The 24,540-nt window shown below is 58.5% G+C and carries 20 protein-coding genes, 1 other RNA gene and 1 other annotated feature; of the genes, 3 read left to right on the forward strand and 18 right to left on the reverse strand.

Annotated features, from left to right (window positions below):
* Window positions 1–77: 77 nt before the first annotated feature.
* The 3 genes from ssrS to hisS all read right to left on the reverse strand — a co-directional run bounded on the left by ssrS (window position 78) and on the right by hisS (window position 3,375).
* A non-coding RNA gene (gene ssrS / locus B0B07_RS07635) (6S RNA) lies at window positions 78–257 on the reverse strand.
* 35 nt (window positions 258–292) lie between these two features.
* Window positions 293–2,086: an aspartate--tRNA ligase gene (gene aspS / locus B0B07_RS07640; RefSeq protein ID WP_076757800.1), complete on the reverse strand. Its 1,794-nt coding sequence runs from the start codon at window positions 2,084–2,086 to the stop codon at window positions 293–295.
* Window positions 2,087–2,106: 20 nt separating this feature from the next.
* On the reverse strand, window positions 2,107–3,375 hold the full coding sequence (gene hisS, locus B0B07_RS07645; RefSeq protein WP_076757802.1) for a histidine--tRNA ligase: 1,269 nt from the start codon (window positions 3,373–3,375) through the stop codon (window positions 2,107–2,109).
* A gap of 49 nt (window positions 3,376–3,424) precedes the next feature.
* Window positions 3,425–3,658 (reverse strand) — a binding site (T-box leader).
* A gap of 117 nt (window positions 3,659–3,775) precedes the next feature.
* Here hisS and B0B07_RS07650 point away from each other — a divergent pair.
* Complete coding sequence (locus B0B07_RS07650; protein WP_076757804.1) at window positions 3,776–5,332, forward strand: N-acetylmuramoyl-L-alanine amidase family protein; 1,557 nt, start codon at window positions 3,776–3,778, stop codon at window positions 5,330–5,332.
* A gap of 262 nt (window positions 5,333–5,594) precedes the next feature.
* On the opposite strand, the gene dtd is transcribed toward B0B07_RS07650, so the two are convergent.
* From dtd to B0B07_RS07685, 7 genes are all read right to left on the reverse strand, one after another.
* Complete coding sequence (gene dtd / locus B0B07_RS07655; RefSeq protein WP_076757805.1) at window positions 5,595–6,044, reverse strand: D-aminoacyl-tRNA deacylase; 450 nt, start codon at window positions 6,042–6,044, stop codon at window positions 5,595–5,597.
* Between the two features lie 15 nt (window positions 6,045–6,059).
* Window positions 6,060–8,255 carry a RelA/SpoT family protein gene (locus B0B07_RS07660; protein WP_076757807.1) on the reverse strand — a complete coding sequence of 732 codons (2,196 nt, stop codon included), beginning with the start codon at window positions 8,253–8,255 and terminating at the stop codon, window positions 6,060–6,062.
* A 129-nt stretch (window positions 8,256–8,384) separates the two neighbouring features.
* Complete coding sequence (locus B0B07_RS07665) at window positions 8,385–8,897, reverse strand: adenine phosphoribosyltransferase (RefSeq protein ID WP_076757809.1); 513 nt, start codon at window positions 8,895–8,897, stop codon at window positions 8,385–8,387.
* Window positions 8,888–11,236: a single-stranded-DNA-specific exonuclease RecJ gene (recJ, locus tag B0B07_RS07670; protein ID WP_076757810.1), complete on the reverse strand. Its 2,349-nt coding sequence runs from the start codon at window positions 11,234–11,236 to the stop codon at window positions 8,888–8,890. The genes B0B07_RS07665 and recJ overlap by 10 nt, the downstream gene beginning before the upstream one ends.
* 173 nt (window positions 11,237–11,409) lie before the next feature.
* On the reverse strand, window positions 11,410–11,784 hold the full coding sequence (locus B0B07_RS07675) for a LapA family protein (protein ID WP_076757812.1): 375 nt from the start codon (window positions 11,782–11,784) through the stop codon (window positions 11,410–11,412).
* Between the two features lie 79 nt (window positions 11,785–11,863).
* Complete coding sequence (gene secDF, locus B0B07_RS07680) at window positions 11,864–14,131, reverse strand: protein translocase subunit SecDF (RefSeq protein WP_076757813.1); 2,268 nt, start codon at window positions 14,129–14,131, stop codon at window positions 11,864–11,866.
* Between the two features lie 133 nt (window positions 14,132–14,264).
* Entirely contained in the window at window positions 14,265–14,594 is a 330-nt protein-coding gene (locus B0B07_RS07685; protein WP_076757815.1) for a post-transcriptional regulator, read from the reverse strand.
* A gap of 91 nt (window positions 14,595–14,685) precedes the next feature.
* Here B0B07_RS07685 and B0B07_RS07690 point away from each other — a divergent pair, with 91 nt between their 5' ends.
* Window positions 14,686–16,197, forward strand: a complete 1,512-nt coding sequence (locus B0B07_RS07690; RefSeq protein WP_076757816.1) for a putative polysaccharide biosynthesis protein — start codon at window positions 14,686–14,688, stop codon at window positions 16,195–16,197.
* A 16-nt stretch (window positions 16,198–16,213) separates the two neighbouring features.
* On the opposite strand, the gene B0B07_RS07695 is transcribed toward B0B07_RS07690, so the two are convergent.
* The 8 genes from B0B07_RS07695 to B0B07_RS15490 all read right to left on the reverse strand — a co-directional run bounded on the left by B0B07_RS07695 (window position 16,214) and on the right by B0B07_RS15490 (window position 23,803).
* Window positions 16,214–16,852 carry a DUF421 domain-containing protein gene (locus tag B0B07_RS07695; RefSeq protein WP_076757818.1) on the reverse strand — a complete coding sequence of 213 codons (639 nt, stop codon included), beginning with the start codon at window positions 16,850–16,852 and terminating at the stop codon, window positions 16,214–16,216.
* 202 nt (window positions 16,853–17,054) lie between these two features.
* The gene (gene yajC, locus B0B07_RS07700) at window positions 17,055–17,315 is read right to left on the reverse strand and encodes a preprotein translocase subunit YajC (RefSeq protein ID WP_076757820.1); all 261 of its coding nucleotides are present in this window, start codon (window positions 17,313–17,315) and stop codon (window positions 17,055–17,057) included.
* 40 nt (window positions 17,316–17,355) lie between these two features.
* On the reverse strand, window positions 17,356–18,498 hold the full coding sequence (gene tgt / locus B0B07_RS07705) for a tRNA guanosine(34) transglycosylase Tgt (protein WP_076757822.1): 1,143 nt from the start codon (window positions 18,496–18,498) through the stop codon (window positions 17,356–17,358).
* Complete coding sequence (gene queA, locus B0B07_RS15035) at window positions 18,495–19,550, reverse strand: tRNA preQ1(34) S-adenosylmethionine ribosyltransferase-isomerase QueA (protein ID WP_084186606.1); 1,056 nt, start codon at window positions 19,548–19,550, stop codon at window positions 18,495–18,497. Before queA ends, tgt begins: the two co-directional genes overlap by 4 nt.
* Before the next feature lie 3 nt (window positions 19,551–19,553).
* Window positions 19,554–20,567 carry a Holliday junction branch migration DNA helicase RuvB gene (gene ruvB / locus B0B07_RS15040; protein ID WP_084186607.1) on the reverse strand — a complete coding sequence of 338 codons (1,014 nt, stop codon included), beginning with the start codon at window positions 20,565–20,567 and terminating at the stop codon, window positions 19,554–19,556.
* Window positions 20,568–20,704: 137 nt separating this feature from the next.
* Window positions 20,705–21,310: a Holliday junction branch migration protein RuvA gene (ruvA, locus tag B0B07_RS07715; RefSeq protein WP_076757824.1), complete on the reverse strand. Its 606-nt coding sequence runs from the start codon at window positions 21,308–21,310 to the stop codon at window positions 20,705–20,707.
* Window positions 21,311–21,733: 423 nt separating this feature from the next.
* Window positions 21,734–22,603 carry a phosphotransferase gene (locus tag B0B07_RS07720; RefSeq protein ID WP_084186608.1) on the reverse strand — a complete coding sequence of 290 codons (870 nt, stop codon included), beginning with the start codon at window positions 22,601–22,603 and terminating at the stop codon, window positions 21,734–21,736.
* A 6-nt stretch (window positions 22,604–22,609) separates the two neighbouring features.
* Window positions 22,610–23,803, reverse strand: a complete 1,194-nt coding sequence (locus B0B07_RS15490) for a LysM peptidoglycan-binding domain-containing protein (RefSeq protein ID WP_076757826.1) — start codon at window positions 23,801–23,803, stop codon at window positions 22,610–22,612.
* A 116-nt stretch (window positions 23,804–23,919) separates the two neighbouring features.
* On the opposite strand from B0B07_RS15490, the gene B0B07_RS07730 reads away from it, so the two are divergent.
* Complete coding sequence (locus B0B07_RS07730; protein WP_234982305.1) at window positions 23,920–24,483, forward strand: transcription repressor NadR; 564 nt, start codon at window positions 23,920–23,922, stop codon at window positions 24,481–24,483.
* Window positions 24,484–24,540 lie beyond the last annotated feature (57 nt).

Consider the following 24,540-nt stretch of genomic DNA (forward strand, 5'->3'; position numbering starts at 1 on the left):
CCTTCCTTCCTTCCGGCGGTTCCGCCGCCAATTAAAAACCTCCCGCATGGGCGGGAGGATCAGTATTCATCAGAGGGACAGATCCCGATCGTGCCGTCTTTGGGAGATCGTTTTGAACCCGCACTGAGCAGGTGGGTGCCCTATCCGGCACGTTTGGCGTCCCAAACGGGCGTGCCAGCAATGCCGGAATACGGGCTCCCGACGATTTGATTGTTCGGTCAAAACTGTTAAGCAAATAACGAACACATCAGGATCTGTATTGAAGATATCATAACATACGAGATTTCAGAAATCAATTCTCCGCGTCAGATACTTCCGGCTCATTTTCGGGCAGGACCTTTATGCCCAGCTCTTCCAGCTGGCTGCCCGAAACCCGGGACGGAGCTTCCACGAGCAGGTCGCTGGCACTGGCCGTCTTCGGAAATGCGATGACGTCACGCAGGCTTTGCGCACCGGAAAGCAGCATGACGATCCGGTCGAGGCCGAATGCAATTCCACCGTGCGGCGGCGTGCCGTAGTCGAACGCATCGAGCAGGAATCCAAACTGTTCATTGGCCTCTTCTTTCGTGAAGCCGAGTGCCGAGAACATTTTTTCCTGGATGTCCCGCTCGTAGATCCGGAGCGATCCCCCTCCGAGTTCGAAGCCGTTCAGGACGAGGTCATAGGCCATCGCCCGGACGGATTGCGGCTCGGTCTCCAGTTTTGGCAGGTCTTCGCGCACCGGCATCGTGAACGGATGGTGGGCCGCATAGAACCGGCCGTCCTCCTCGTCGTATTCAAACAGCGGCCAGTCGGTCACCCAGATGAAGGCAAACCGAGATTCATCGATCAGGCCGCGTTCTTTGCCGAGCTTCAGCCGCAGCGCACCGAGTGCATCCGCGACGACCGCCCGTTTGTCCGCGACGAACAGAAGAAGGTCTCCCGGTTCCGCTTCCAGCGCACTGACCAAGCCGTCTGCCGTTTCTCCTTCGAAGAACTTCGCGACCGGGCCTTTGAGCCCTTCTTCCTCGACCTTCAGCCAGGCAAGCCCTTTCGCACCGTACCGCGCCGCATATTCGCCGAGTGCATCGATGTCTTTCCGCGAATAATCCGCCGCAGCACCCTTCACATTGATCCCCTTCACCTGGCCTCCGGACGAGACGGCGCCGGAGAACACTTTGAACGGTGAGCCCTTCACGATTTCCGAGATGTCCTTCAGCTCAAGACCGAACCGGACGTCCGGCTTGTCGGAGCCGAACCGGGACATCGCCTCATCGTACGTGATCCGGTCAAACGGGATGGGCATGTCGATCCCCTTGATGTCCTTCATGACTTTCTGCATGAGAATCTCGTTCAGGGCAATGATGTCCTCCATCCCGACGAAGCTCATCTCCATGTCGATCTGGGTGAATTCCGGCTGGCGGTCGGCCCGCAGGTCCTCATCCCGGAAGCAGCGGACGATCTGGTAGTACTTGTCGAATCCGGACACCATCAGGAGCTGCTTGAACAGTTGCGGAGACTGCGGCAATGCGTAGAACTCCCCTTCATGAACCCGGCTCGGAACGAGATAATCACGCGCCCCTTCCGGCGTCGACTTCGTCAGATACGGAGTTTCCACTTCAAGGAATCCTTCGTCCGCCAGGAAGTTCCGGACGGTCTTCATGATGTCCGAACGCATTTTGAACGTCTTATAGAGGGCCGGACGTCGCATGTCCAGGTAACGGTACTTCAGCCGGATTTCCTCGCTCGTATCCGTCGCGTCCTGGATGACGAACGGCGGCGTCTTGGATTCATTGATGATGTCCACCTGGCCTGCCTGGATTTCGATCCGGCCGGTTGCCAGGTTCGGGTTCACCTGATTTTCTTCGCGGGCACACACCTTGCCGCTGATCTCCACGACGAATTCGCTTCTGAGCCGGTCCGCCTTCTCCATCGCATCTCCGGAAAAGTCCGGATTGAAGACGACCTGGACGATGCCCGTCCGGTCACGCAGATCGACAAAGATCAACCCGCCGAGGTCGCGTCGCTTCTGCACCCATCCTTTCAGGACAACCTCTTGTCCGACCTGCTGTTCCGTCACTTCACCACAATAGTCCGTTCTTTTCATCTCTATCTCGTCCTTCCGAGTCATGATGGCTGTTTCACTGCTGCTGCGATCTCGCGGAATGGCACCGCTTCCTGGGTGCCGGCTTCCATATTCTTGACGGTGGCTGCCCCCTGCTCAAGTTCATTTTCACCGATCATGATGACAAACTTCGCGCCGATGCGGTCTGCCGCCTTCATCTGGGCCTTCATCTTCCTCCCCAGATAATCCATGTCCGCCGCAATGCCCGCCGAGCGTAGCTCGCCGAGCAGGCGGACCGCCTCAAGCCGTGACGGTTCATCGAGCGCGACGATGAACGCATCCGGTTTTTCGCTGTCCCCGAGCTTCACGCCTTCCGCATCCAGCGCCATGAGCAGGCGCTCGATGCTCATCGCAAATCCGATGCCGGGCGCCTCGGGACCGCCGATCTCTTCGGACAGTCCATTGTAGCGGCCGCCCCCGCACAGTGTCGTGATGGCACCGAAGCCGTCTGCCGTACTCATGATTTCAAACGCCGTGTGATTATAGTAATCCAGGCCGCGCACAAGGTTCGGATCGACCTCATAGGGGATGCCCAGCATGTCGAGCGCTTCCTTCACTTCCGCAAAATATTGCGCGGACGACTCATTGAGGTAATCGGTCAGCGCCGGTGCAGTCTTCATGAGCGGGTGGTCGCGGTCCACCTTGCAGTCCAGGATGCGCAGCGGATTCTTTTCCAGCCGCTTTTGGCAATCGCTGCAGAACTCCCCGATGGACGGTTCGAAGTGCCGGATGAGCGCTTCCCTGTGGGCGTTGCGGGTTTCTTTGTCCCCGAGCGAATTGATCACAAGCTTCAGGTTCTCCAGTCCGGCCCGGCGATACACATCCATCGCAAGGGAGATCACTTCGGCGTCAATCGCCGGCGAATCACTGCCGATCGCCTCCACGCCGAACTGGACGAACTGCCGGTAGCGTCCGGCCTGCTGGCGCTCATAGCGGAACATCGGTCCCATATAATACAGCTTCACCGGCTGGTCCGGCTGCCCGAACAGCTTATGTTCGACGAACGCCCGGACGACCGGAGCAGTCCCTTCCGGGCGGAGCGTCAGCGAACGGCCGCCCCTGTCTTGGAATGTGTACATCTCTTTCTGCACGATATCCGTCGTGTCGCCGACGCTGCGAGTGAACAGTTCCGTCTGCTCGAAAACCGGCGTGCGGATCTCTTCGTACCGGTAAACCCGGCAAGTCTCCCGGATGAGCGACTCGACCGCCTGCCAGTTCCCCGTCTCTCCGGGGAGGAGATCCTTCGTTCCTCTTGGCACTTTGAACATCAATGAAATCCCATCCTTTCCAAATAAAAAAAGCCCTCGTCCCTGCATTGCTGCAAGGGACGAGGGCCTCCTGGCCACCGCGGTTCCACCCTGATTGGCACCAAAAGCCGGTGCCCACTCGGTCCGGATAACGGCCGGCTCCGTCTTCTCCTACGCGGTTTCCCGTTTCGAAGAAAAGCCTCTCGGGTGTTTTTCATGATGCGTTCCTGCAGACGGGATTTCAGCCGGGGTCCCATCCTCTCTTTTCAGGAGTGCGCATCATTACTTTTCCGGTCATTGGCGTTGATTCCAGTATAGATTACCCATTATGTTAATGACAAAGGAACCAACTGTCAACCGTTTTCGAAAAAGGTATAGAATTTTCATTCCCCCACCCGTAAACTATTCATTGAGGGGGGAGTCCATGAGAAAACGTTCAATTGCCATTATAATCATCTTGCTCGCGGCGGCCTTTGTTGCCGGTCCGGGAAGCGATGCCCCGCTCGCCGCCTCCGGAACCGCGGTCGTCAGCGGGGAAACGCTGAACATCCGGTCGGGCCCGGGGCTGTCCCATGACATCACGGGTTCGCTCAGGAAGGGTGACCGGCTCACGGTGACCGGATCCGAAGGCGACTGGCTTCGGGTGGAATCGGGGGCCGGAAACGGCTGGGTCGCTTCCTGGCTGACGACCGGCCGGCAAGGCGCGGCGCCGGCAGCCTCCGTCATTTCCCAGGTCGACCGGCTGAATGTCCGGGCACAGCCTTCCACTTCCGCAGCCGTTCTGTCCAAGATGAACAAAGGGGACGGCGCCGTCTCCTACGGCACTTCAAACGGCTGGACAGAGATCGAATGGAACGGGGAGCGCGGCTGGGTTGCTAGCCGATACATAACCGAAAGCGCGGAGCAGGAATCCGGAAAACCTGAACCGGCCGCCGCGAAAGGCGGACAGTTCACCGTATCCGTCGGTGCGCTCGTCGTCCGCAAAGGACCGGACCAGTCGACCAGGAAAGCGGGCGTCATCCGCAAGGGAGAGTCCTACCCGGTGATCGGCCAGGAGCACAACTGGGTCCTGCTCTCGCTTGGCGGCGGCAAGGAAGGATGGGTCTATTCATTCCACGGGACCCTTTCAGATCAGGCACAAACCGGCACCGCCAAGGCCGGAAACCCGTCCGGCAGCGGAAGCGGCGGATCGGTGACCGTCCTCTACGACGGCACGAATGTCCGCTCGCAGCCGTCCACCTCCGGGCAGGTCGTCGCGCGGGCATCCGCCGGCCAGACACTCACGGTGCTCGGCGCCGAGAATGACTGGTACCGGGTCAGCCTGGCAGACGGGACGGAAGCCTTCGTCGCCGGCTGGGTCGTCTCCTCGGGCGACGGTTCCTCCGGAAAAACGGACAAGACCGCCAAGCCGGCAAAGCGGAAACCCGGCACGCTGAAAGGCCTCACGATCGTCGTCGATGCCGGACACGGCGGGAACGACCGCGGGACGACGGGGATCCGAGGAACCGATGAAAAAGACCTGACGCTGCCGACCGCTGAACTGCTGGCGGCCAAGCTCAGCGCAGCAGGCGCCGATGTCATCATGAGCCGCGACAACGACCGGTATGTCGGCCTGCGCAAGCGGGTGGCCATCAGCAACCAGACCGGGGCCGATGCCTTCATCAGCCTCCATTATGATGCAACCCACGACCACTCGGTCGACGGCTTCACGACATACTACCTGAACCGCAACCAGCTCGATTTGGCAGAAGCCGTCCATTCCGGACTGGCGGGCGAAATGGACTTCCGGAACCGGGGCGTCCAGAAAGGGAACTTCCTCGTCCTCCGCGAAAACCGGCAGCCCGCCATCCTGATTGAACTCGGTTTCCTGAGCAATCTCTCGGAAGAACGCCGGGTCGCCGATCCGGCGTTCCGCGAAAAAGCGACTGACGGGATCTACCGGGGCCTCATCGATTATTTTGATGCACAACTGAAGAACTGACCGAGTGCCGCTTCCTGACGGGAGGCGGCATTTTTGAATGGGTCGGCAATTGTGCCGGTCGGGTCTGATTGGGAACTGGATGACTGGATGGGAAAAGCATTTCCCGCCCCGTCTGGTCCAATTTCCCCCCTGGATTGCCTGGTGATCCGGCGCCTGCACATGGATGCAACTATTCTTTTGATAATTATATTATGTTAACCATTCCGGGCTGCCTAAAAAACGGCAGCCCCTTTACTCCGGGACCGCCGTTTTCCTTTTTCATTCATTCCTTCGGTTTCGACTCCACAATCACGGTGACGGGGCCGTCGTTCAATAGGCGGACATCCATCATTGCGCCGAATACGCCGGTCTCCACCCGCAAGCCGAGTGTGCGGAGTTCTTCGTTGAACCTGTTCCACAGCAGCTCGGCCTTCTCCGGACGAGCGGCATCGGAAAAGCCGGGACGGCGTCCTTTTCTCGTGTCCGCATACAGTGTGAACTGGGACACCGACAGGATGCTGCCGCCCGTGTCGAGGATCGACCGGTTCATCTTCCCTTCCCCGTCCTCGAACAGGCGGAGATTGGCGATCTTGTCGGCGACCCAGCGGACATCCGCTTCGTCGTCCCCGTGCGTGAGGCCGACGAGGAGCACATAACCGTGATCGATTTCGCCGGTCACTTCCCCGGCGACCGTGACGGAGGCTTCCCGGCTTCTCTGGATGATGACTTTCATGATCGGTCCCCCCGTTCAGTTAGTGACCCGCTGGACGTAATAGATGTCCCGGATCTGTTTGATGCGCTCAACGATCCGGTGAAGATGCGTAATATTCGTAATGAGGAGCGTCATGTTGATCGTCGCGATCTTGTTTTTGTCGCTCCGTGCGCTGACCGCCGTGATTACGGTCTTGAGGTCGTTGATGATGTGCATCACTTCGTTCAGGAGGCCCGGCCGGTCAAAGCCGGAGATCTCGATGTCCACCTGATACTCTTTCGGCTTGGCCGTGCTGCCGTTCGCCCATTCCACATCAATGAGGCGGCCCTCGTCGTTCTCGAGCGCCACGTTCGGACAGTCCGCCCGGTGCACGGAGACGCCCCGGCCTTTTGTGATATAGCCGACGATCTCGTCTCCCGGTACGGGGCTGCAGCAGCGGGACAGCCGGATCAGCAGGTTCTCGATTCCCGGCACGATGACTCCGGACTCGGTCTCCTTCTTCGGCTGCGGCGCGGCCATCTCCTGTGTGATCTTCTCAAGCCGCTCCTCGGCTTCTTTCTCTTTGCGGAGCTTGTCCGTCAGCCGGTTGACGATCTGCTGGGCGGTGATGCCGTTGAAGCCGACCGCCGCATGCATATCTTCTTCACTTGCGAAATTGAACTTCTCACACACCCGCCGGATGTTCTCGTCCGTCAGCACTTCTTTCTTGTCCAGGCCGCGCGACTTGAGCTCCTGCTCGATCATTTCGCGGCCCTTGATGATGTTTTCGTCGCGAAGCTGTTTTTTGAAGAACTGCTTGATCTTGTTCTTCGCCTGGGACGTGTTCGCGATTTTCAGCCAGTCCCGGCTCGGGCCGAATGACTGCTTGGATGTAAGGATCTCGACGATGTCGCCCGTGTTCAGCTCCGTGTCGAGCGGGACGATCTTGCCGTTCACCTTGGCGCCGATCATCTTGTTGCCGACCTCCGAGTGGACCCGGTAGGCAAAGTCGATCGGCACGGAGCCCGCACGCAGTTCAAGCACATCCCCCTGGGGGGTGAAGACGTAGACCATGTCCGAGAACAGATCGTATTTCAGCGATTCCATGAACTCCTCGGCATTGGACGATTCGTTCTGGAAATCGAGGATCTCGCGGAACCACGTCAGCTTCGAATCGAGGGTGTCCTTGTTGTCCTGGACATTCTTGCCTTCCTTGTAAGCCCAGTGTGCCGCGACCCCGTATTCGGCAATCCGGTGCATCTCTTCCGTCCGGATCTGCACCTCGAGCGGATCCCCCTGGGGACCGACGACCGTTGTGTGCAGCGACTGATACAGGTTCTGCTTCGGCATGGCGATATAATCCTTGAATCTGCCCGGCATCGGCTTCCACAGCGTATGGATGATCCCAAGGACCGCATAGCAGTCCTTGATGCTCGATACCATGATGCGGACGGCGAGAAGATCATAGATTTCGTTGAACTGTTTGTTCTGCATGACCATTTTGCGGTAGATGCTGTAAATGTGCTTCGGCCGGCCCGAGAACTCTGCCTTGATGTTCACCTGGCCCAGCTCTTCCCGGATCGTCTCCATCACTTTATCGAGATAGGCCTCACGTTCGGTCCGCTTGCGCTTCATGAGGTTCACGATGCGATAGTACTGCTGGGGGTTCAGATACCGGAGCGCGGTGTCTTCGAGTTCCCATTTGATCTTTGAAATCCCGAGCCGGTGCGCGAGCGGTGCGAAGATTTCAAGCGTTTCCGCGGAAACCCGCCGCTGCTTTTCCGGACTGGTGAATTTCAGCGTGCGCATATTATGCAGGCGGTCCGCCAGCTTGATGAGGATGACGCGGATATCCTGGGCCATCGCGAGGAACATCTTGCGGTGGTTCTCCGCCTGTTTTTCTTCTTTTGACATGTATTTCAGCTTTTCGAGTTTCGTCACGCCGTCGACGAGCGCGGCGACTTCCTCGCCGAATTTGGCGACCAGTTCTTCCCGTGTGAGAGGCGTGTCCTCCACTACATCGTGCAGGAAGCCGGCAGCCACTGTCTCGGGATCCATCTGAAGGTCGGCAAGGATGCCTGCGACCTGTACGGGATGGGTGATATACGGCTCGCCTGAACTTCTCGTCTGGCCGCGGTGTGCGTTTTCGGCGACCGAATAGGCCTCCTTCACGAAGCGCACATGGTCTTCATTCATATAGGAAGCGACAGAAGCGAAAACGTCTTCCACCGTCATTACCGTATTTTTCGCCATTCCGTACACCTTCCTTCCGATCTCGCTTTTTGTCGAATAAGATTATTCTAATCAAAAAAGCGTCAGTTTGCAAAAAGACGTTCTCTTTGCAAAAATCCCTCCGGCAAAAAGCCGGAGGGATGGTTCATATCAATATTGGATGAGCGCATGGACGTCGTAGCCTTTTAGCTTCTCGCGGCCGTCCAGATAGCCGAGTTCGATGAGGAACGCACAGCCCGCGACCACGCCGCCGAGCTCTTCGACGAGCTTGACGGTCGCTTCGACCGTCCCGCCGGTTGCGAGCAGATCATCGACGATGAGGACCCGCTGCCCCGGCTTGATGGCATCCTTGTGGAGGGTGAGGACATCCTTGCCGTATTCGAGGCCGTACTCGACTTTGATCGTCTCGCGCGGTAGCTTCCCTTCCTTGCGGACAGGCGCAAAGCCGATCTCCAGTGCGTAGGCGACCGGACAGCCGATGATGAACCCGCGGGCTTCCGGCCCGACGATGATCTCGGCCCCGACCTTCTTTGCATATTCCACAATCTGGTCCGTGGCATATTTATAGACCGGACCATTGTCCATGATCGTCGTGATGTCCTTGAAGCTGATTCCCGGTTTCGGGTAATCGTCCACGATTGTCACGTATTGCTTTAAATCCATAGTTGCTGCTCCTCCCGGGCGGTGTCCGGAGCATCCAGTATCGCACCGATGACCCGCCGTAATTCCATATAAGGCGAATATAACAATGCCTGTTCGATCTCAATCTGCCGTTCCATCCCCCGGTAGCTCCCGGATTCCGAAAGGTCCCGCTTGGGCGGATTGCCGACTGCGACGGCAAACCCGTTCTCCATTGTAACAAACCCGAGCTCGAAAAACACCTTTGTCATGAAGATAATTGTGTCCCGGCTCCAGCCCCTGTGCTTGGCCAGCCCGTCCACCTCACGCATGACATGGAAAGTGCCCTTCTGCTTCAGGAACGTGTAATACCAGCCGAATTGCTTGCGGTCTGGCATCCCCATGAAATAGCGGGACTCCGGAACGTGGAAATGAGTATAGACGCGGGAAGGACTGCAAGAACCGAGAAGCCCTTCCAGTTCGCCCATATTATCAGGCAGGTCGAGGATGACGAGCGACGAAGCCCGTTCCGGCTGCACCTGGCTGGTGAGCAGGATCTCCTTCCCGGTATCTGCACGGAACTTATCGGCATTCTCTTTCTTGAATGCCACGAACAGTGCGTCTTCCGGGATGGCCGGAAGCCAGCGGGACAGCACGCGCTCGCCGCGCACATCGAACAGCTGCCATCCCGACGATTTCAGGTCTTTCAGGAGGAGCTGCGGTTTTTTCCTGCCGTTCCATTCATTGATCTGAAGGTCGCCGGCCAGGCTCACTTTTGCATCGGGCGTCAGTTCATCGTCGATGTGTCCGAGCCCGAATCCGACGACATCGAGCTGGCTTCGCCCATCGGTCACGGTGAGCTTCAGATGGTTCCGCATCGAACCGATTTTCCGGCTTGATTCAACCGAAAGATCCGAAAGGCCGTACACCGGCTTCGCAAACCCGGATCCGAACGGGGAAAGCGCGCGGAGTGACTCGATCGAGGCCAGATCCACTTCGTCAAGCGCCAGCCTGACATCGATGTCGATGACCGGAATCAGGTCCTCGTCGGAGAGCGTCTCCTCACCTTGGCGGATGAGGTTATCGCGGAGCTGTCCGACGTTGACGATCGGAAGTGTCAGACCGGCCGCCATCGGGTGGCCGCCGAAGTGCGGGATCAGTTCCGCATTTTTCGCGAGCTCCTTGTATAGATGGAAGCCCTCGATACTGCGGGCAGACCCTTTTGCAATCCCCTTTTCGGGATCCAGCGACAGGACGAGCGACGGGCGGTAATATCGCTCCGTGAGCTTGGAGGCCACAATGCCGACAACCCCCGGATTCCAGCCCTCCCCCGCCACCGTCAGCACGGCGGGCAGCGCGTCGCCGTATGTATCCTCGACCCAGGCGATCGCTTCGTCGGCGATGGAGGCGACCATTTTCTGCCGCTCCCGGTTCCGGTCATCGAGCGTCGAAGCGAGCATCCCCGCTTCTGCAGGATCCTCCGTCAGGAACATCCGCACGGCCGGGTCCGCATCGCCTAGCCTGCCGAGCGCATTGATCCTCGGGCCAAAGCCGAAGCCGATCGTTTCTTCATCGATATTCGGCTGCTGCACGTCCGCCACTTTGCAGAGTGCCTTCACGGCGGGCTCCGCAGAGTGCCGGAGCCGGTCGATCCCCATCTTGACAATGAGCCGGTTCTCCCCGTGTAGCGGCACGAGGTCGGCGACCGTGCCGATTGCGCCCAGGTAAACCGAGTCAGCCGGGAAATCCCCGGTCAGGGCATGGGCCACCTTCAGTGCGACTCCGACTCCGGCAAGATCGCCGAACGGATAGTCTCCGTCCGGATGGCGCGGATGGATGATGGCATCCGCATCCGGGAGGATTTCACCGGGTTCGTGGTGATCGGTGACAATGACGTCCATGCCGAGCGCCTTCGCAGCCTTGATCTGCTCGACGCCGGAAATCCCGTTGTCGACCGTCACGATCAGCGAGGCACCCTTTTCGTAGACTTCCGTAAACAGCTCGGTGTTTGGGCCGTAGCCGTGCCTGAACCGGTTCGGAATCGCATAGAACGCATCCGCACCGAGCGACAGGAGCGCCTTCATCATGACCGACGTGCTCGTCACGCCGTCCGCATCATAGTCTCCGTAAACCGCGATGCGGCTCCCCTGCCGGATATGTTGTTGGATCAGCCCGACCGCGATGTCCATGTCCTTCATCCCGAATGGATCGTGCCAGCTGCTTAAGTCCATATTGATAAACGCTTCAGCCGCTTCCGGCTCTGTGAATCCGCGGGCTGCGAGCACTTTGGCCGCAATCGGTGACAGGCCGAGCGAATCCGTTAATGCCTGCACGGCGCGGGCATCTGTTTCCGGAGTCCGCCAGCGTTTCTTCGAATCAATCATTCCATCACTTCCTCGGAAACTATTATAGCATCCATCGGCTGGAAGCGTCTTGCCTTTCCATGGAGAGGGGGCAGAACTAAAAACATGCCGCGGCGCAGATTGAATTCTGCACCGCGGCATGCGCACGAGCCGTTTTCACTGGTGGTTTCTCTTGTTTGCTCCATGTTCATGAGTCACTTCTCAAGCGGTTTGTCCGGCCCGTCATCTCCAGCAGCGGAGCGGCGCTCCGCTTCCGTGTCGGCAAAAGCACTAGCGTATTGTTGCAGGCTGGCGATTTCATTCTGTTGCTCTGCAATCTTGAGTTCCTTTTCATTCACTTCTTTTTCAAGCCCCCGGATTTTCCTTTGCATCACGACTGCCCGGAACATCGCGATGAGCCCGCTTGCCGCTGCGCCGAGCAGAGCAGAAGCGAGGATCACGAGAATCAGCGGCCAGTCCGAAGTCCCGAACACCCAGTTGACCGGGACCGCTTCTACGTTCACGATGGCAAACCAGGCGACGATGATGGCAAACACGAGACCGAGCAACAATGCCCATTGGGATTTCAATGAAGCCCTCCTTTCCGTCCATAGAAAAAAGACAGGGTATACATGTCGTATACCCTGTCTTTCCCTATCCGGAAACCGGTCAGACGATTGGTTCGTCCGAGCCCCATTCCCGTTCTTTCTTCTTCACGTCGAGCGAACCTTTTTTCTTGATCTCCCGTTTCTTCAGCACGAGCCACAGCTGGGCGGCGATGAAGATCGAAGAGTAGGTACCCGCGATCAGTCCGACAAAGAGTGCAATCGAGAAGTTTCGGATCGACTCGGCTCCGAACAGCATGAGCGCCAGCACAACGACCAGAACGGTGAATACCGTATTGACCGACCGGCCGAGCGTCTGCCGGAGGGACTTGTTGACGACATTCGCCAGGTCCTCTTCCGTTTCGAGCTTCTTCATCTTGTGCAGGTTTTCGCGGATCCGGTCAAACGTGACGATCGTATCATTGATCGAGTACCCGACGATCGTCAGGACGGCCGCGATGAACGTGATGTCCACTTCCAGCCGCAGCAGGCTGAACAGCGCAACCATGAAGAATGCGTCATGCAGGAGCGAGACGATCGAGGCCACGCCCATCCGCCATTCGAACCGGAATGCCACATAGATGATGATCCCGATCATCGCGATGGCAAGCGCCTTGATTGCGTTCATTGCCAGTTCGCGCCCGACCGTCGGTGATACGGTGCTGATGTTCGGCTCGTGGCCGTACTCGGCGCTGAGGTCTGCCTTGATCTCGTTGATCTCATCCTGTGAGAAGTCCTCTTTGTAGCGGATGACCGCGATATCGGACTTGTCCCCGGAGATCAGGACATCATCCGACGGGTGTCCGGCCTTATCGAGCGTGGACACGACTTCCTCTTTCGTCAGCGGGCTGTCGGAAAGCATCTCCACCCGTGTGCCCTGGGAGAAGTCGATGCCGAGATTCAGCCGGAACAGGGAGAGGACGATCGCCCCGGCGATGATGAACACGATCGAGAACGTGAAGAATTTGCGCCGGTTATGGGCAAAGTCGAAGCGGTCGAAACGAGTGGTCAGCTCCAGCACGTCGACGTGCTCATCCTTCGCATGAATCCATTTGCGCGAAAGTCCGAACGCACCCGGTTTGCCGTCCAGCAGATTGCTGTGGACGAGTAGTCCGAGCAGCATCCGCGAACCCCACACTGCCGTGAGGAAGCTGAGCAGGATCGACAGGATGAGCATCGTCGCGAACCCTTTGACCGAGCTTGTCCCGAAGATGAACAGGACGACAGCCGCAAGAAGCGTCGTGATGTTCGCATCCAGGATCGCCGTGAACGATGACTTGGACCCTGCACGGAATGCCTCTTTCACGGTGGCGCCGATCCTGAGCTCTTCACGGATCCGTTCGTAGGTCAGGATGTTCGCGTCGACCGCCATCCCCACCCCGAGCACGACGGCCGCGATGCCCGGAAGCGTAAGCGTACCGTTCAGCAGATTGAAGACGACGAGCACGAGATACACATAGACGGACAGCGTGATGGCTGCCACGAATCCGGCCACCCGGTAATAAAGCAGCATGAACAGGAGGACGATCCCGATGCCGATCGCCGCGGCGAAGACGGTCTTGTTGAGCGCCTGCTCACCGAACTGGGCACCGACGGACGTCGAATAGATCTCGTCCAGCTTCACCGGAAGTGCGCCGGCATTCAGGATGCCGGAAAGGTGTTTCGTCTCATCCACGGTGAACGAACCCGAAATCTCCACATCCGAGGACATGATCGTCTTGCTGACATTCGGCGCAGAAATGAACTTCGGTTCCGCCTTTTTGGCTTCTTCCGCATACGAATCGACGCCTTCCTCGAAATCAAGCCAGATGACGAGCTGGTTGTTCGGATACATGTCCTTCACCTGGGACGTGACTTCGCCGAATTTCGACGCATCCTTCAGCTGGAGCGTGACAATCGGCTGGCCCTGGTCGTTGAATGTGGACTTGGCGCCGCCGGCGACCAGGTCATCCCCGTCCAGCAGCAGCTTGTCGTTCGTATCGCGGAACGTCAGGTTGGCCTGTGTGGAGAGCATCTCCCGTGCCGATTCCTGATCTTCGATCCCCGCAAGCTGGACTCGGATCCGGTTGCCGGATTCGATCTGGATGCTCGGCTCGCTGACACCGAGCACGTCAATCCGGTTCGTGAGCGCACGGGCGGTGTCGGATACGACATCTTCCGTGATCTTCTGGCCGTCGCGCAGAGGCTCGACCTGATAGAGAACCTCAAACCCGCCCTGCAGGTCAAGGCCGAGGTTGACATCTTTTGCAACCTGCTTTGCGGTTCCGCCAATCGTCCCGGCAAACAGCAGCAGCAGCAATAGAAAAGCGACGATGCGCCCTCTTGTTTTCATTTTGGTTCCCCCTATTCATTTGCGGCACGAAACGCGTCTTTTAAATGGGCACATATGTAAGACGCACAAAAAAAGCAACAGTTTCATTATGGAACACGTTGCAAAGCGTGTCAATTTGGTTTCATGCCGTTCCTCACCCGGAAGCAGGTCCCCTCGGGGCCAGAAGCGCCTTGAATTCATCCGCGTCTAGACCGCCGAAAGCACCGGGTTCCGATGCCGTCTTCAGACCCTCCACCTGGGAAAACGTCATGTACCGGGCAGGCGAGATGGAAAGGATATCCCCGACCATTTCGTGGAGCGGCATGGTTGCCGGGTCTTTCTTCCGCCAGAGCTTTTTCACGCAATACGCCCAGAGGTCCTCTTCCGTCACCGATCCGTAATGGTAGATGCGGAACTCTTCTGTTTTGCTGGAAAGCGCCGGCTTGAGCCGGTTGAACTGTTCCCTGTCGAGTGCCTCCCCCATCCCTTCCCCGCCTTTCCGAGTTGTAAGGGCTCGTTCGCCCGCATACGGATATTGTATAGGATTTCGGCCATCATGAGAAGGATGTGAACAATTGTCGTCATTTTTTAGAGGCACGCTCGTTCTGATGGGTGCCGTGTTCCTCTCCAAGTTCTTCGGATTCATCTACAGGATGCAGTTCATGAGGACCGCCGGGGAAGAGGCGGTCGGGACATACATGACCGCCTATCCGGCCTTCATCTTCTTCCTGGCCCTGATCCAGCTCGGACTTCCGATCGGCGTCGCCAAGATTGTGGCTGAGCTCCATGCACGGGGGGAGCGCGCCCGCCAGTCACAGGTGATGCGGACGTCTGTCGTCCTGTCTGTTGCGGCATCCATCGTTCTGATGCCTGTTTTCATCTTGCTCATCCCGCCGCTCGCCGGCAAGCTCCTCGGCAACCCCGAAACCTCCATCGTACTGTATATATCTCTGGCCGCACTTCCGGTCGCCATGGCGTCGGGTCTGATCCGGGGCTACTTCCAGGGAATCGCCAGAATCGAAGAAACCGCCTGGTCACAGATCCTGGAACAGACGGTCCGGATTGCGCTGATCAGCTGGCTTCTTCCAATGATTGCCGATCCTGCACGCCCTGCATTGACCGCCGGCTACGCGATGGCGATTACCGGCGGGGCAGAGCTGGCGACACTCGCCTACCTCTGGATCAAATATAAACAAGTCAAGCGGCGCAACCCGGCTGCCCCGAAGGGCGGCTACCCGCTGCGTCCGCTGCTCTCCATCTCACTGCCTTCATCCGGCAGCCGGCTGTTCGGTTCGTTCACCTGGTTCCTTGAGCCGATCGTGTTCATCTGGGCACTCGGCATGGCCGGCGTCGGGGTGGTAGCCGCCACTTCATTGTACGGGGTGATCTCCGGGGTGCTCATCCCTCTGCTGCTCTTTCCCGCATTCATCCCGAATGCCCTGTCCGTCGTACTCGTCCCGGCCGTCTCCGGTGCTGCGGCGCTCAATGACATCCGGCTTCTGCGGGAACGGGTCCATCTCTCGCTCCGTGTATCGGCCATCACGGGCAGCATCGCGGCGGCCGTCTTTTTCCTTCACGGAGAAGAACTTGCGGTCAAGCTGTTCCATATATCGGACGGCGCAAAGTACATGCTGATGCTCGCCCCGATCTTCTTTTTCTACTATATCCAGGGGCCGCTCCATTCGATCCTGCAGGCGATGCAGGAAGCGAAAGCCGCGATGATGAACTCGATTTACGGTGGTATCGGGAAGCTGGCGGTGATGTTCATCCTCGCCTCCCAGCCGGGACTGCAGGAAGCAGGCGCAGTGATGGCGATCGGCTTCGGTGTGCTCGTCACCTCATTCCTCCACATTGCCACGCTGCGGAAAAAGCGGGAGGCTTCGGCCGGCTTCTCGATGTTTTTCATCCCGTATCTGAGCTTTATCATCACGGCGGCGGGGAGACCGCTGCTCATCGAGGAAGTGCCGTTCGGCATGCTCGGGGACATTGTGGTCACCTCCGGCTTCCTCATCATCCTGCTGTTCCTCTTCCGCTATTTCCGGCTGTCCGACCTGATGATGCTCCGGAAGCTGGCCAAACGGTTCTGACGGCTCCTGAGTCCGGTCACCCGGACTGCTTTTGCTGGATGTGAAGCCGTCCGTTTTCGAACGTACAGAAAAACACATCGTCCGGTCCGTCAAATCCGTACTCCCGGAGTCCGTCCAGCAGCCATTCCGGATCTTTACCGATGAGCGCCAGATGGGTATTTTGGACGAGTCCGTCCGTGACGAGCGGAAGGATCGGCGGACTGCCGTCCTTCTTGAACACGGACAGATTCCCGGACGGCTCCAATATGGCGTACTCCACTTCCGTCACCGAACCGATCTGCTGTTCGCGCAGCTGCTGGAGCAGGTCATCGATGTTATATCGCTGTTCCCTCATCTCCTGTTCATCGATGACGCCCTGGCGGATGATCACGGCCGGATCTCCGTCCGCGAGGTCCCTGAACTTCTTGCTTTTGAGTGAAATGAACGATGCGGTCACCTGGATGAATAGAAGCAGCAGGACCGGCGTGACGGAAAGCACAAGATTTGAATCCGGATCTTCGATCGCGAATGCCGCCACTTCTGCGATCATCACCGAAATGACGAGGTCGATGACACTGAGCTGTCCGAGCTCCCGCTTCCCCATGAGGCGCAGGACGATGATGATCAGCACATAAAGGAATATGGTTCTCCATACGATTGTCAGAAAGTCTTCCATCCCGGCCACCCCTTTCCTAACACAGTATGGGTGAAGCCGCCGGAAAACATGCGGAAGGATGCCGGTTCGGTCGGGGCTTGTGCCTTTTTTGCTGACGGGGATTACAGGGGAACGGTTACCTGAAAAAATAAAAAGCTGCACGGCCTGGACGAAGAGTCCTTGTGGCCGTGCAGCTTTCATCTTTTTTCTCTCTGGTGCCGGATCACTGGTTGACGACACGGCCGACAGCCGCGCGTTCAAACTGGAGACGGGAGCCGTCCGAGCATTTCAGGAAAACGGTCGAGTCGTCTACTGCATCGATGGTGCCGTGAAGGCCGCCGATCGTGACCACTTCGTCGCCGCGTTTCAGTTCAGATTGCATTTTCTGTGTAGATTTCTGCCGCTTCTGCGCCGGGCGGATCAAGAAGAACCACATGACGGCGAACATGAGGATAAGCGGTGCAAGTGCTACTAGTGTTTCCATTCATTCTCCCCCTTTCCTGCATGGTACAAGTATACAGTGTTCAGAAGTTTTTTGCATTCGGTTTGTTGTAGCCATACTGCTCGAAAAATTCCTCCCGGAAGTCGCCGAGCCGGTCTTCACGGATCGCCTGCCGAACCTGTTCCATCAGGTTGAGAAGGAAATACAGATTGTGGTAGGACGTGAGCCGGATGCCGAACGATTCCTCCGCTTTGATGAGGTGCCGGATGTAGGCACGGCTGTAGTTTTTGCAGACGTGGCAGTCGCAGTTCGGATCGAGCGGGCCGAAGTCTCGTGCGAACTTGGCGTTCCGCACGACGAGCCGGCCCTGGCTCGTCATGAGCGTGCCGTTGCGGGCAATCCGGGTCGGCAGGACGCAGTCGAACATGTCGATGCCGCGGATCGAGCCGTCGATGAGCGCATCCGGCGAGCCGACGCCCATGAGATAGCGCGGCTTGCCCTCCGGCAGCAGCGGAGTCGTGAACTCAAGCACCCGGTTCATGACATCCTTCGGTTCTCCGACCGACAGGCCGCCGACCGCATAGCCCGGGAAGTCGAGCGAGACGAGGTCGGCCGCGCTCTGTCTCCGCAGGTCCTCGTACTCCCCGCCCTGGACGATGCCGAACAGCCCCTGGTCTTCCGGTCTGGAGTGCGCGCCGAGGCAGCGTTCCGCCCACCTGGACGTCCGCTCGACGCTCGCCTTCATGTAGTCGTGCGACGCAGGGTAAGGCGGGCATTCGTCAAACGCCATCATGATGTCCGATCCGAGTGCATTCTGGATCTCCATCGACTTCTCCGGGCTGAGGAACAGCTTGCTGCCGTCGAGATGATGGCGGAAATGCACGCCCTCCTCCTCGATCTTCCGCATGTCGCTCAGTGAAAACACCTGGAAGCCGCCCGAATCTGTGAGGATCGGCCGGTCCCAGTTCATGAACTTGTGGAGACCGCCCGCCTCCCCGATGATGTCGTGGCCGGGGCGAAGCCAGAGATGGTAGGTGTTGCTCAGGATGATGCCCGAACCGATTTCTTTCAGTTCTTCGGGCGACATCGTCTTGACCGTCGCCTGCGTGCCGACCGGCATGAACGCAGGCGTTTCAAAGGAGCCGTGCGGCGTATGGACGATGCCGAGGCGGGCGCCGGTCTGCTTGTCTTTTTTGATCAGTTCATAAGTGACTGCTGGAGTCATTTGGTTCTTCCTTTCCTGTTTGGCGGCTTGATGAACATCGCATCGCCGAAGCTGAAGAATCGGTATCGTTCCTCGACTGCGTGGCGATAGGCACTGAGGATCGTTTCACGGTCGGCCAGTGCGGAGACGAGCATGATGAGGGTCGATTTCGGCAGATGGAAATTGGTGATCAGGCCGTCGATCGCCTTGTATTCATAGCCCGGATAGATGAAGATCGACGTCCATCCGCCCGCAGCGACGATTTCGCCGTCATTTTCGGATGCGATCGTCTCGAGCGTGCGGGTGGAGGTCGTTCCGACGGAAATGACCTTTCCGCCCCTTTCCTTGACGCGCCGGATGGCCGATGCCGCCTCTTCTGACACGCTGTAGTACTCGGAGTGCATTTCATGCTCTTCGATCGAGTCCACGCTCACCGGCCGGAATGTTCCGAGGCCGACATGGAGCGTGATGAAGACCAGCTCAATGCCCTTGTCCTGGATCTTTTCGAGCAGCTCCTCGGTGAAATGAAGGCCGGCGGTCGGCGCAGCCGCGGATCCCCGCTCTTTCGCAAAGACCGTCTGGTACCGGTCCTGGTCATCGAGTTTTTCATGGATATACGGCGGCAGCGGCATTTCTCCGAGCCGGTCGAGCACTTCGTAAAAAATCCCGTCATAAGTGAACTTGAATGTCCGGCCTCCGTGATCGGAGACGCCGGTGCATTCGGCTTTCAGCAGCCCGTCTCCGAATTCGATGACGGTGCCGGGCCGGACGCGCTTCGCCGGCTTTGCGAGGGTCTCCCACTCGTCGCCGCCCTTATCGGTCAGGAGGAGCACCTCGATCGTGGCGCCGGTCTCCTCCTTCGTGCCGAGAAGCCGTGCGGGCAGCACTTTCGTGTCGTTCAGGACGAGGCAGTCGCCCGGCTCCAGATAATCCAGGATGTCCGGAAACTGCCGGTCTTCCACACCGCCGGTCATGCGGTCCACGACCATGAGGCGGGAGCCTGTCCGGTCCAAGAGCGGGGTCTGGGCGATCAGCTCTTCCGGGAGGTCAAAGTCAAAGTCTTCGATGTTCATGATTCATTCCTTCTTCCGTTCTTCTGGCATGTCGATGCCGAAGTGTTCATAAGCGGCGTGCGTGGCCACCCGGCCGCGGGGCGTCCGCTGCAGGAATCCGATCTGCAGAAGATAGGGCTCGTATACATCCTCGATCGTGGCGGATTCTTCCCCGATGCTTGCAGCGATCGTGTCGAGGCCGACCGGTCCGCCGCGGAACCGCTCGATCATGGATGTCAGCAGTTTGTGGTCGATGCTGTCGAGGCCGTGCGAGTCGACCTGGAGCATCTCGAGCGCTTCCTGCGCGCTCTCGAGCGTGATGCTTCCGTTCCCGCGCACCTGTGCGTAATCCCGGACGCGCTTCAGCAGCCGGTTCGCGATGCGCGGGGTTCCCCTCGAACGCATCGCGAGCTCCTCCGCCGCATCCCGGTCGATCGGGGCGCCGAAGATTTCCGCGCTCCTGACGACAATCTCGGCAAGCGAACCGCGGTCATAATAATCCAGTCGCAGCGGCACGCCGAAACGGTCGCGCAGCGGGGCAGAGAGCGACCCGGCACGTGTCGTCGCCCCGATAAGCGTGAAGGGCGGCAGGTCGAGCCGGATCGAGCGGGCTTCCGGACCTTTTCCGACGATGATATCAAGCGAAAAATCTTCCATCGCCGGATAGAGGACTTCCTCGACCGCGCGGCTCAGGCGGTGGATCTCGTCAATGAACAGCACATCGCCCGGCTCGAGAGAAGAGACGATCGCCGCCAGGTCTCCCGGCCGTTCGATCGCCGGCCCGCTCGTCGTCCGGAAATTGACGCCCATTTCATTGGCGATCACCGATGCGAGTGTCGTCTTCCCGAGTCCCGGAGGGCCGTAGAGCAGCACATGGTCCAGGCATTCCTCCCGGCCTTTTGCCGCCTCGATGAAAATGCCGAGGTTGTGCTTGATCCGCTCCTGGCCGATATACTGTCCGAGCATCTGCGGTCTCAGCGACTGCTCGAAACGTTCATCGAACGAGGAAATCTCCCCTGAAATGACGCGTCCATCCATGCCGGCACCTCCTTTTTTCCGGTTTCCCATTCATCTCCGGCGAACCGGTGATCCATTCATTCCGTCCGTTCAGCCATTGTCAGGCTGTTCGTTCATCGATTGTCAGGACGGCTGCCAGCCATTGTCAGGCCGTCTGCTCAGCCCTGCTTGAGCAGCAGGGCAAGCGCCCGTTTCATATAGCCTTCCGTGTTGTGTTCCTCTTGTTCAAGACGCGCACGGATCTTGGCAAGTTCACGCTCGGAGTATCCGAGGGCGGCCAGTGCAAGCATCGCCTCTTCAAGATCTTGATTCGCTCCGATCCCCGGCTCCGGGGCATCCGGCCGGAACAGAGACGGGCCTTCTGCCACGCCTTCCAGTTTGCCCTTCAGGTCGAGGATGATCTGCCGTGCGGTCTTTTTACCGACCCCCGGGAATTTCACGAGGAACTTCTCGTCTTCCGACTCGATGGCCGAAACGACCTGGGCGGTCATCCCGCCGGCGAGGATGGCGAGTGCCCCCTTCGGTCCGACGCCGGTCACGGTGATCAGCTTGCGGAACAGCTCCCGGTCCTCCGCCGTGCGGAATCCCAGCAGCTGCATGACGTCTTCCCTCACGTGCAGATGGGTGAAGATCTGCTGTTCGCCGCTTCCTGCATGGAATGCATACGGGTTCGGCGTCATGATCTGGTAGCCGATCCCGCCCTGTTCCACCGTGATGTACTCGGGCGTCACTCTCGTGATCTGCCCTTTTATGTAATCGTACAATCCGTTCTCCCCCTGTCACATCTAATTGATTATAGCATAGGTGTTCGCCTTTCCGCATCCGGACAGACATGGAGGGAAGCCCTCAGGATTCAATCATTCAGAAGGGCGGCGAATCCCCCGCCTTGGCGCACGTCCGGCTTCCGGCCGTGCGGTTCTTTCAAGAAAAGTGACGTGTGAAACTCGAGTTGGTGGTGTGGGACGGGAATTTGAAGTATGGACGACCGATTTGCGATATGGAACGGGAATTTGAAATATGGACACTGGACTTACGAAAATATAGTTATCCATCAGACTGAGGCGTTCAGAAGGTACACACCTCCTTATGAAGCCCACTCCGGCTTCCCCCTATGCACTGTGCAGATGCCCGTTGAACACAAAAAAACAGAACGGCAGTTGCCGTTCTGTACATGGCCAGGTCCTACCCTACTTTCCGGCCTGGGTGACCTGGAAGCAGAGGGGGATCCAGCGGGAAAGGGCCTTTTCCGTATACTGGATGAGCCGTCCGGCAAGGATGGGACGCTTTTCTTCATCCAATGAAAGCAGATACAGCCATTCCCGCAGCACTTCGTTCGGATAGAGGATCAGGTCGAGCGATGAGCGGGAAAGCCGGGCAAGCGACGGGCGCTCTCCAGCCAGATAATCGAAATCATAGCCGACGTGCGGCAGGACACGATGCATCCAGAGGGCGGTTTCCGTACCCGGAGGTCCGGTGCAGGCAAGATCGAAATCGATGAGGACGTAACGGCCGTCCTTCCCTTTCAGGAAATTGTGATGGACGACATCGCCGTGGAGAAGCGTGCACCCTTCCTCGGGTTCGTATGATTTGCGGATCGTCTTCAAGGCTTCTTCCGCATGGAACACCGTCGTTTCGAACGCGGAGCTGCCGATATAGGGCTCGAGTTCCTTCCGCCGAGACCGGAAACGGTCGAGGCGGTCTTCCCACTTGGCAATGAGCGGATAGGATCTCAGTCCCGGGACGGACTGCCAGTCGACGACGGCGGATGTCGCATGCAGCGCCTTCAGAACTGCCAGCGTACGGGCCCTGCCGTTCCTCGTGGAGTAGTCCGCAGGCCGTGCATTTTCAAGCCACGGCTGGATCACCGTCCGCTCATCTGCGGCACCGACGACCGGAAGGATGTGCGGAAACCCGACCTTTCCGAGCTCCGTGTGGATCCTCCGGACTTTCGCTGCCACTTCGTAGGAATCATATTTCTTTAATGAATACCCCTTGCCCGCCACGTCCCATTTCCAAACATTTGGTTTGATCTGCCGGAAGTTTCCGCCGGCGGCCATGGCCGGTCAGTAGCCTCCGTGATAAGGGGACCCGCACATCATGCATGCGTTCCACCCGTGTTGATAAGGCATGCCGCACCCGTGACAGGAAGGCCATCCGCCGTAATGGCCGCCGGCTGCCGGGAAGTGTGATGGCCAATATGGCCATGCAGCGCCCTGGACTGCATGCGGCACATGCATCTGGCCGCCTCCATCCCCGCAACCGCAACCGCAATCCGCTTTGCCCTGTTGCATCATCGGCATTTCGGCCGGGCCCTGGTACATCGGCATCTCGGCCGGCACGGACAGACGGTTCGGATAATTCATCAGGGATGACTCGCGGGAAGTGGATTCGCCCATTCGCCATCCAGTATCCGGATATTCAGCTCCCGGGAACGACGAGGACTCTTCCATCTGGACGGAACCGGTTATCGGCGGGGCCGGCGGCATTTCTCCAGGGGACTCGGAATATGCGGGCATTTGCTCCGCAGGCATTTGCTGCATCGGCATCTGGTACATCGGCATCTGCTCCATTGGCATCTGGTACATCGGCATCTGATGCATCGGCATCTGGTGCATCGGATAATGATGCATCGGCCAATGGCATGGATGGCATTCCATGTCGTACACCGGCATCCAGCAGTAATGCATCGGCATCATCTGGACCGGCTGCTGGGGAGCCGGCATTTCCTGTACCGGCAACTCCGGAGGCGGCGGCGGGAGTTCCTGCACCGGAATTTCAGGCGGTGGCGGCGGAGCGGGCATCGGCATTTCCGCAGCCGGAGGAATACTTGGCATTTCCGGAAGCTTAGGCGGAACTTGCGGCTTCATTGCAGGAGGCGGTGGCGGCGGAGGTGGTGGCGGTGCCACCGGCTTTTGTGGTTTGTGCTCCGGTTTGTGCTCTGGTTTATGTTCTGGTTTGTGCTCTGGCTTGTGCTCCGGTTTGTGTTCGGGTTTGTGCTCCGGTTTATGGCCCGGCTTCTCTGATGCAGGCGGCATCCGGGTGGGCTTTTTCGGTTTACCGTCCTTGTAAGGATGGTCCATCGGTGTTTCCGTCTTCCCTTTTTTCGCATGATCCGGCAGGAAAATCTTCATCCCGGGAACGATATAATCGGGATTTGCCAGATGGGCATTAAGCCGCTTCACTTCTTCAAAGGGCACCCCGTATTGCCTGGAAATTTTCCAGAGGGTGTCTCCCTTCTGCACAATATGCACATGCATGCGTGTTCCCCCTTCCATCGGTCTATCGTATGAGCCCACCATGGGCATTGACACCGAAACTTTGACAATGTAGCCGTTCATCCTCAAAATAAGCTATGAATCAAGAGGCCGGTGTTATGACGGAAGGAGACGAGAACGTGCAAAAACGCAAGGGGGACGAGCGGCGCATGGCGCTGCTCGCATTATTGAAGAAAGCCGGGGGTCCTGTGAAAGGGGCCGACCTCGCCCGCGATGCCGGCGTGAGCCGCCAGGTGATCGTCGGAGACATCAACCTGCTCAAGGCCGGCGGAGAACCGGTCATCGCGACGAGTGCAGGGTACATTTATCAAGAAGTTTCTTCCGTGGATGCCGGACGGGGCATGTTTGAGCGCAAACTCGCCTGCACACACAGGCCGGAGGAAGCTGAAGACGAACTGCATGCAATCGTCGATTCAGGCGCTGCGATAAAGGATGTGACCGTCGAACATCCGGTGTACGGTGAGCTGACCGCCAATATCCTCGCTGCCAACCGGCATGATGTCCGGGAATTTCTGAAGCGGGTGCAGCAGACCGACTCTCCGTTCCTGCTTGAGCTGACCGGCGGCCCTCACCTCCACACGATTACGGCGGACAGCGAAGAGATCCTCGACCGCGCGCAGCAGGCCTTGCGGGAAAGAGGATATTTGACGGACGAATCGTAATCGCCAAACGACGTCTTGTTTTGCGTCTTGGCTGCAGGGGAAGGGAAACTGCAACAA

The sequence above is a fragment of the Edaphobacillus lindanitolerans genome (assembly GCF_900156305.1).
Classification (GTDB): domain Bacteria; phylum Bacillota; class Bacilli; order Bacillales_A; family Planococcaceae; genus Bhargavaea; species Bhargavaea lindanitolerans.